The sequence below is a fragment of the Phenylobacterium sp. genome, assembly GCF_036264965.1.
In the GTDB taxonomy this organism is placed as follows: domain Bacteria; phylum Pseudomonadota; class Alphaproteobacteria; order Caulobacterales; family Caulobacteraceae; genus Phenylobacterium.
Genome location: NZ_DATAPY010000143.1, coordinates 1 through 8009, shown reverse-complemented (window position 1 = coordinate 8009; position 8009 = coordinate 1). Strand labels below are relative to the sequence as shown.

The 8009-nt window shown below is 69.0% G+C and carries 6 protein-coding genes; 1 reads left to right on the top strand and 5 read right to left on the bottom strand.

Annotation, left to right across the window (positions count from 1 at the left end; all coding sequences use genetic code 11):
• The 3 genes from rpoH to VHS75_RS19085 form a co-directional block, all read right to left on the bottom strand.
• The coding region (gene rpoH / locus VHS75_RS19095) for an RNA polymerase sigma factor RpoH (RefSeq protein ID WP_329640203.1) at positions 1-948 on the bottom strand (948 nt) is incomplete at its 3' end.
• A gap of 237 nt (positions 949-1185) precedes the next feature.
• Entirely contained in the window at positions 1186-3903 is a 2718-nt protein-coding gene (locus VHS75_RS19090; protein ID WP_329640202.1) for a hypothetical protein, read from the bottom strand.
• Positions 3904-4054: 151 nt separating this feature from the next.
• Entirely contained in the window at positions 4055-5086 is a 1032-nt protein-coding gene (locus VHS75_RS19085; protein WP_414694365.1) for an RluA family pseudouridine synthase, read from the bottom strand.
• Positions 5087-5161: 75 nt separating this feature from the next.
• Here VHS75_RS19085 and VHS75_RS19080 point away from each other — a divergent pair, with 75 nt between their 5' ends.
• Positions 5162-6820 carry an alkaline phosphatase D family protein gene (locus VHS75_RS19080; protein ID WP_329640201.1) on the top strand — a complete coding sequence of 553 codons (1659 nt, stop codon included), beginning with the start codon at positions 5162-5164 and terminating at the stop codon, positions 6818-6820.
• Here VHS75_RS19080 and VHS75_RS19075 read toward each other — a convergent pair.
• Together VHS75_RS19075 and hisI are read right to left on the bottom strand one after the other, a co-directional pair.
• Positions 6817-7443, bottom strand: a complete 627-nt coding sequence (locus tag VHS75_RS19075; protein WP_329640200.1) for a LysE family translocator — start codon at positions 7441-7443, stop codon at positions 6817-6819. The two genes, VHS75_RS19080 and VHS75_RS19075, sit on opposite strands and share 4 nt — an antisense overlap.
• Complete coding sequence (gene hisI / locus VHS75_RS19070) at positions 7440-7835, bottom strand: phosphoribosyl-AMP cyclohydrolase (protein ID WP_329640199.1); 396 nt, start codon at positions 7833-7835, stop codon at positions 7440-7442. The genes VHS75_RS19075 and hisI overlap by 4 nt, the downstream gene beginning before the upstream one ends.
• Positions 7836-8009: the final 174 nt, after the last annotated feature.

Here is an 8009-nt window from a genome sequence, read left to right as displayed (position 1 = left end):
GTCGTCATCGGCGAGCCAGTCCTGCCATTCGTTCTCGCTGTCGGCGCGCAGCGGCGCGTTCAGGGAGGCGTCGGGACCGGAGAGGCGGCGGTTCATCGACACCACCTCTTCGTCGAGCACACCGAGCTTGGTGGCGATCTGGCGCACACGCTCGCGGCTGACGCCGTATTGCGACGCGAGCTCCTCGAGCGTGGTGGGTTCGTCCTTCAGCCGCCGCTCGGTCAGGATGTGGCGCTCACGGTCGGTGAGCTCCGTCATCGCCTCCTCGAGCAGGCTCATGCGGATCGACTTTTCCTCGCTCTCGGCCAGCTGGGTTTCCTGGCTGACGGCGTCCTTGTCCTCCAGCCAGTCCTGCCACTCGTTCTCGCTGTCCGAGCGCAGCGGCGCGTTGAGCGAGGCGTCTGGTCCGGACAGCCGGCGATTCATCGAAATCACCTCGGAATCGAGCACGCCGAGCTTGGTCGCGATCTGATGCACCTGGTCGGGGTGCATGTCGCCTTCCTCCAGCGCCGAGATCTCGCTCTTGGCCTTGCGCAGGTTGAAGAACAGCTTCTTCTGCGCGGCGGTGGTGCCCATCTTCACCAGCGACCACGAGCGCAGGATGTATTCCTGGATCGAGGCGCGGATCCACCACATGGCGTAGGTCGCCAGGCGGAAGCCCTTGTCCGGGTCGAATTTCTTCACCGCCTGCATCAGGCCGACGTTGCCTTCGGAGATCACTTCGCCGATCGGCAGGCCGTAACCGCGGTAGCCCATGGCGATCTTGGCCACGAGGCGCAGGTGGCTGGTCACCAGCCGATGGGCGGCTTCCGGGTCTTCATGCTGCTGCCAACGCTTGGCGAGCATGAATTCCTCGTCCTTCGCCAGCATCGGGAATTTGCGGATTTCAGACAGATAACGGCTGAGGCCACCATCGGGCGACATCACAGCCAGGGCGCTTGCGGCCATGGTTTTTCTTCCCCTTAACTCGTGGACGGTCCGGGCCGGCGCGCCATGCGCGCAAGGTCCATCCGCCCCTCTCAACCTCACAGATATGTACGAGGTTGCGGTTGCGGAAGACCCGGGAGACGACCCGTAATGTCCGACTGCTGTAGTGGGACTTTCTAGCGCCCGAAATGGGCGTCTTCAAGGCGATGGTTTCTCACATAGCGTGCAGCAAAGCTCACGAACCGGCCCTGGCCCCGATCAGGAGAACAGCTTGCGGAACTCGATCCGCCAGGTGCGGCCGAGCGGGTCCAGATAGGCCGGCTGGAAGCTGAGCGGGGTGACGCCCTGGGCGTCATGCACCGAGATGCGCTGGTCGAAGATATTGGCCACGCCGAAGGAGATGCGAACCCCCTTCAGCCACGGTTGCTGCTCGATCAGGGTCTTGCGCTGGTTGAGGTCGGCGAAGACGCGGGCGTTGACCTTGGTCAGGCCGGAGAAGTCGAGGTCGCCGGTGGCGCCGGCGGCGCCCTTGACAGTCGAGCCGCTCTTCCAGTCGACGTTCAGCTCCGCGCCATAGCCACGCTCGGCGATGTTGAGCTGGGCCTGGACCTCGTTCTTCACCTGGCCGCCGGCGCCGTTCAGCGAGGCGCCGTCCAGGAAGTCGATCAACGGGCCGCCCGAGCGCGCCAGGAAGCGGTCGGCGAAATAGACCGTGTGGAAAACGCTGATCCTTAAGCGCCCGTCCTGGCTGCCGCCGCCGCCGCGTCCGCCGCCCGGTCCGCCCCCGCCGCCGCGTCCACCGCCAAAGCCGCCGCCGCCACCGGGACCGCCCGGGCCGCCAGGTCCGGGGCCCGCGAAGGCGCCCAGCGGCGGACCGCCGGCCGGCGGCGCCCCGTTGGCGTCGGGCGCTGCGCCCGGCGCTCCGGGTGGGGTTGCGCTATCCGGCGGCGAGGTCGCGGGTCCGGGTTGTCCGCCGCCGGGCCGCCGCGCCAGGGCGCCGGTGACGCCGGCCTTGCGAAGCTGCTGGAAGATCTGGTTTCGGGGCGGCGGCGGCGCCGCAGTCTTCGGCCCGATCGGGCGGGAGTAGTCGAAGCCCCACTTTAGCGAGCTCACCTCCTGGCTGGCGAAGTTCACCGGCCGGTAGTCGACCTCGGTCAGCTCGCCTTCGGAGTCGCGGATGAAGCGGTCAGGGAAGGCCGCCTCGATCGCTGCCGAGGCGGCCGGGAAGGTGGTGATCGGGTTCCTGTAGTGGATCTGGTTGTAGTCGGCCCGGAAGATCAGTTGCTTGTCCTGGAACGGCTGATAGGTCACCCGAACGGAGAACCGGTCGCGGCTGTCCTTGGTCAGGGCCGGGTTGCCGCCGCTGATCTGGGTGACGTCGACGGTCTGGCCGGTGGCGAAATCGAAGATCCGGACGTTGGGCGTGAGCAGCAGCGGCCCGCTGGTCTGCTGCTGACTGGGCGCGGCCTCGTCGTGCAGGTGGTTGACCAGGAGCGAGAGCCCGGTGATCGGCTGCCAGTGCAGGCCGTAGCCGAAGGTCTGCAGGGTTCCGAAGTCGGAGACCGTCTGGGCCGCCACATGGGCGTTGACGGTCACGTCGCCGAACATCGGCAGGACCTTGTTCTTGGCGCTGGTTAGCGGCAGGTCGATGCTGGCCTGAACGTTGCCGCCGCCCTGGGTGAAGGTCGCCGACTGGCTGAGGCCCGTGCGCTCCGACTGCGAGGAGAAGTCCGACCCCGTCGCGCCGACGCGGAAGCTGGTGCGGATCTGGCCGGCGGGAAGGGTCCAGATCGGCCCGGACGCCACGAATTGCACATTGCCAGTGTCGGACTTCGAATGGCTGGTGTCCTGGGCGCGCAGCTTCAGCAGGTTGGCCGGGAAGGGCCCGGCGGCGCTGACCGAGCCCGCGAACACCGCCGCCTGCAGCGCCGTGGCATCCAGGCCTGTGTCGTTGTCGTTGGTGGTGTCGGCGTGGTCGTAGTTGCCGGTCAGCGCCAGGCGCCACTGGGAGATGTCGCGGTTGAAGCTGACGCCCAGGTGGCCCGTCCAGCTGTCGGCGGTCTGGTTCAGAGGGCCGAAACTGGGCGCCAGTCGCGCGACCGGGTTTCCCGACGGATCGGTGAAGCTGAACGCCGGCAGGCCGCGCCGCGCGTCGGTCGTGGTGTCCTCGAAGGTGCCGTTGATGGTGGCGCTGATCCCGGCGAAGATCGGCTGGGTCAGCACCGCGTTGAGCGAGACCTTCTGGCTCTCCGCCACCAGGGTGCGGAACGGCCGCTGGTCGACGGGATTGCCGGCCAGGTCGACGGTCGGGCCCGTGGTGAGGGCCGTGATCCCGCGCTGCGCCTCGGTCAGCGCGGCCTGCGGATTATACTTCAGGTCGATGTTCAGCCGCCGCTCGCCGGAGATGCGGGTGACCCCGGCCTCCGCCTGCCCCGCCGCGCCGCCGCCTTCGGTCGAGGCGCCGCCCAGCAGGTCGGCCAGCTCCACGTCGACGTGGTCCTTCAGCACGATGTTGACCACCCGCTGGTTGGCGGAGAAGCCGTACTTCAGCGCCGCCTCTTCCGGCAGGATGTCGACCCGCAGGATCGCCTCGGTGGGCAGGTTGCGGATCTCGTTGATGCCGCTGATCCGCCGGCCGTTGACCAGGATCGCCGGGCCCTCGCCGCCGCGCCCGGAGTTGGAGCCGATCTCCGGCGCCAGCTCGTCGAGCAGTTCGGTGATGGTCGAGACGCCGTAGGCCTGGATGTCCTGCGGCGCCAGCTGCAGATCGGGCTTGATGTCGCCGACCACGGCGCCGGGCTGGACCTTGGCCGCGCCTTCGACCACCACCTCGGAGACGGTGGCGGGCTTGGACGCCGGCGCGGCCGGCGCGGCGGCGGCGGAAACGGCGCAGGCCAGGGCCGCCGTGCTGACGCCGGCGCAAAGCAGGCTCGCAGGCCGCTTGCGCCGCGAAGGTTGGTTCGAAATCAGGTTCACGCGCCGTCCATCCATGGGCTGGCCGCGTGGCCTGCCGACGTCCCCCTTTGGGCTCTCGACTATCAGACGTGGCCGTTGAGCCCGGCCAAAAGAGGGCGCCATTGTTGCGTGGCGATTACCCGCGTCCAACCAGTCCTGCGCTGGTGAAATATCAGAGGTTTTCGAGCCCTTCCTGCAACGCAGCCATGTCAGGGGGCAAAGGACTTTCGAAGCGCAGCACCTCACCGGTGACCGGATGGCGGAAGCCCAGCACGGCGGCGTGCAGCGCCTGGCGCGTCAGTCCGGCCTCGGTGATCGCCGCGCGCACCGCATTGGCCGGCGGGCCGGAGCCGTAGAGCGGGTCGCCCAGGCACGGCGCGCCGACCGACGCCAGGTGGACGCGGATCTGATGGGTGCGCCCGGTCTCCAGCGTGCAGGCGATGCGGGCGGCCAGCGGCCTCTCCTTCGGCCCGTAGGTGCGCTGCACGGCGTAGTGGGTGGTGGCGTGGCGGCCGCCCGAGCGCACCAGGGCCATCTTCTTGCGGTCGGCGGAGGAGCGGCCGATGGCGCCCTCGATGGTTCCCTTGCCCGTCCCCTTTACGTCTCGCGGCGCGCCGCGGGTCAGGGCGATGTAGACCCGCTCGATGTCGTGGGCGGCGAACAGGGCCGACAAGCCCTGGTGGGCCGCGTCGGTCTTGGCCGCGACCACGATGCCGGAGGTGTCCTTGTCTATGCGGTGGACGATGCCCGGCCGGGCGACGCCGCCAATGCCGGAGAGGCTGTCCCCGCAATGGTGCAGCAGGGCGTTGACCAGGGTGCCGCTCTCGCTGCCGGGGGCCGGATGCACCGCCATGCCGGGCGGCTTGTCGACCACGATCAGGTGCTCGTCTTCGTAGAGCACGGTCAGCGGGATGGCTTCGGCGGCGGGTTCCGCGGCGACCGGCGGCGGGATCTCCAGCCGATAGTCGCCGGCGACCGCCTTGCCCGACGCATCGCGGATCGGGACGCCGTCGCGGCTGACCCGGCCTTCGGCGATCAGCGCCTGGACGCGGGCCCGCGACATCTCCGGCAGCAGGTCGGCCAGGGTCTTGTCGATGCGGTTTCCGGCGTCCTGCGGCGTCAGAGTCAGCAGGCGTAGGCCGAAGACCTCCTCCTCGTCGTCCGGCGGATGGGCGGACGGCAGATCGAGGCCTTCGCTGGACACGATGGCGGGTACTCCTGTGTTATTCTGCGTCTAGATACGTGCGCGGCCGGATAAGCGCGAGGGCGGGAACGAGTTATGCGGATCGACAGGCGCAGAGCCCTGGCCTTGCTGGGTCTGGGCGTGGCGGCGCCCGGACGCGAGGCCTTCGCGCGCGATCGCATCTCTTTCCAGCACGGCGTGGCCTCTGGCGATCCGCTGCAGGACCGGGTTCTCCTATGGACGCGGATCACAGCCAGAGGTTCCGACGACGTCGCGTTCCGCTGGCGGCTGGACCCGCTGGACCGCAAAGGCGGCGGCAAACACGGCAGCGGGGTGACCGGCCCCGACCGCGACTTCACGGTCAAGGTCGACGTGGTCAACCTGGACCCGGGCCGGGCCTACAGCTTCCAGTTCGAGTGCGGCGGGGTGAGCTCGCCGGTGGGCCGCACGCAGACGCTGGCCGACGGCCCGACCAAGGACGCGGTGCTGGCCTTCTGCGCCTGCGCCCTGTTCCCCAACGGCTATTTCAACGCCTACGGCGCCATCGCCCGGCTGCCGCGCGTGGACGCGGTCGTTTGCCTGGGCGACTACATCTACGAGTACGGCGGCTCCGGGTCCTACGGGATGGATTCGCCGGTGGCGGGCGAGCGGCCGCACGAGCCCGCCCATGAGTGCGTCAGCCTCTCCGACTACCGGCGTCGCCACGCCCAGTACAAGACCGACCCGCAGCTGCAGGCGGCCCATGCGCGGGCGCCCTGGATCGTGGTCTGGGACGATCACGAGACCGCCAACGACGCCTGGTCGGGCGGGGCGGAAAACCACCAGCCGGCCTCCGAGGGTGACTGGAACGTCCGCAAGGCCGCGGCCATCAAGGCCTACTACGAATGGATGCCGATCCGCGAACCGGCGGGCGGCGGCTTTTCCATCAACCGGTCCTTCGACTTCGGCGACGTGGCGAGTCTGTTCATGCTGGAGACCCGGCTGACGGCGCGCGATCATCAGCTCTACCCGGACGTCGAGATGCCCAAGGACCCGACCTTTCCCGAAGTGGCGGCGTTCAAGCGGCGCCTGGCGGACCCCCGGCGCAAGATGATGTCGCCGGGTCAGGAAGCCTGGCTTGGCAAGGGCCTTGAGGAGTCGGTGCAGGCCGGGCGGCCCTGGCAGGTGATCGGCAACGAGGTGGTGATGGCCAGGCTCTTCACCCCACCTGTTCATCGCTACATGACCGAGCCGGCCTATGCGGCGGTAAGGGCCGAGCTCTCCCGCGCGGCCGCCGCCCGGCTGGCCAAGATCGAGGCCAACGCCGTGCTGGGCCTGCCCTGGAGCACGGACATGTGGGACGGCTATCCCGCCGACCGGCAGCGGGTCCTGGCGCTGATCGAGAAGGCGCGCGCCAACGCCATCGTGGTCTCGGGCAACAGCGACGCCTTCTGGGCCAATGAGCTGTTTGACGCCGAGACCGGCGGCAAACGGGTCGCCGTCGAGTTCGGCACGGCAGGGATCACCAGCCCGGGGCCTGGCGAACCCTATCCGCAGGTCCCGCTGGGCGAGGCCTTCGCCAAGTACAATCGCGAGGTCTTGTTCAACAACCAGACGGCCAAGGGCTTCATGCTGCTGACGCTGACCCACACAAGCGCCACGGGCGAGCTGGTGGCGGTCTCATCGATCAGGGACAAGGCCTTCACCACCCGGCCCATCGCGAGCTACCGCGCAACGCCCGGCCCGAACGGCGTCTCGGCGCTGAAGCCGGTCTAGCGGCGTTCCAGCGCCAGCTTCGCGCCGAAGCCCAGGAAGACGAGCCCCGTCGTCCGGTCGAGCCAACGGACCACGGCGGGCCGTTTCAGCACCCTGGCGATCGGGCGGGTGGCGGCGATCAGGGCCGCGAACCAGACCAGACCCATCAGCACATGCAGACTGGCCAGGAGGAAGATGAAGGGCGCCGGCGCCACGCCCTTGGGCAGAAACTGCGGCAGGAACGAGACGTAGAAGACGCCGACCTTGGGGTTCAATAGGTTGGTCAGGAAGCCCTTGCGCAGCCAGGCCAGGGCGCTGGCGCCCGTGGCCTCCGCCGCGCCGACCTCGAAGCTGTTCCGGGGCTTCAGCAGCATGCCGATCCCGAGCCAGACCAGATAGGCCGCGCCGGCCCACTTCAGGATGTTGAAGGCCATGGCCGAGGCCTGCAACAGGGCGGCCAGGCCCAGCGCCGCCGCCGCGCCCCAGATCAGGCAGCCTGCGCCGATGCCGATCGCCGCGAGGCCCGCGCGCTTGGGCCCTTCGACCGCAGCGGTGCGCAGGACCAGCGCGGTGTCCAGGCCCGGCGTGAGCGTCAGCAGCGCCGCAGCCGCGGAAAAGGCCAGCAGGGCCTGGACGACGGTCATGGCGCGTCCTTCAGCTTGCCGTCCTCGATCACTCGATAGAAGCAGGACCGCGCGCCGGTATGGCAGGCGCCGCCGTCGCCCCGCGGCCGCACCTTCAGCCACACGCAGTCCTGGTCGCAGTCGATGCGCGCCTCGACGAGGCTCTGGATCTGGCCGCTGGTCGCGCCCTTATGCCAGAGCTCGCCTCGCGAACGGCTGAAGTAGTGGGCTTCTCCGGTGGAGAGCGTGAGGCTGAGCGCCTCGGCGTTCATCCAGGCGAACATCAGGACTTCGCCGGTGTCGGCATGGGTCGCCACCGCGGCGATCAGGCCGTTGGCGTCGAAGCGGGGCGCCAGCTCGGCCCCGTGCTCCAGGGCGTGCGTATCGGGCGCGGTGGGAAAGGTCGCGGTCATGCGCTCCATATGGCGCCGCCGGGGCGCTTGGCGCTAGCCCGGATATCTCACGGAAATAGGTGCATCGGGGCTCTGAATCTGGGAAAATACTTCTGCGACAAAGACTTAACCGTCAACAGAGGTGTTCCCCGATGCAGGCAGAGTGTAGCGCAGAACGGTTCGAGTTTGCACCTG

Excerpts from the sequence above, each read along its gene's own strand:
- VHS75_RS19080 (WP_329640201.1), top strand. The coding sequence starts at position 5,162 with ATGCGGATCGACAGGCGCAGAGCCCTGGCCTTGCTGGGTCTGGGCGTG.
- VHS75_RS19075 (WP_329640200.1), bottom strand. The coding sequence starts at position 7,443 with ATGACCGTCGTCCAGGCCCTGCTGGCCTTTTCCGCGGCTGCGGCGCTG.
- hisI (WP_329640199.1), bottom strand. The coding sequence starts at position 7,835 with ATGACCGCGACCTTTCCCACCGCGCCCGATACGCACGCCCTGGAGCAC.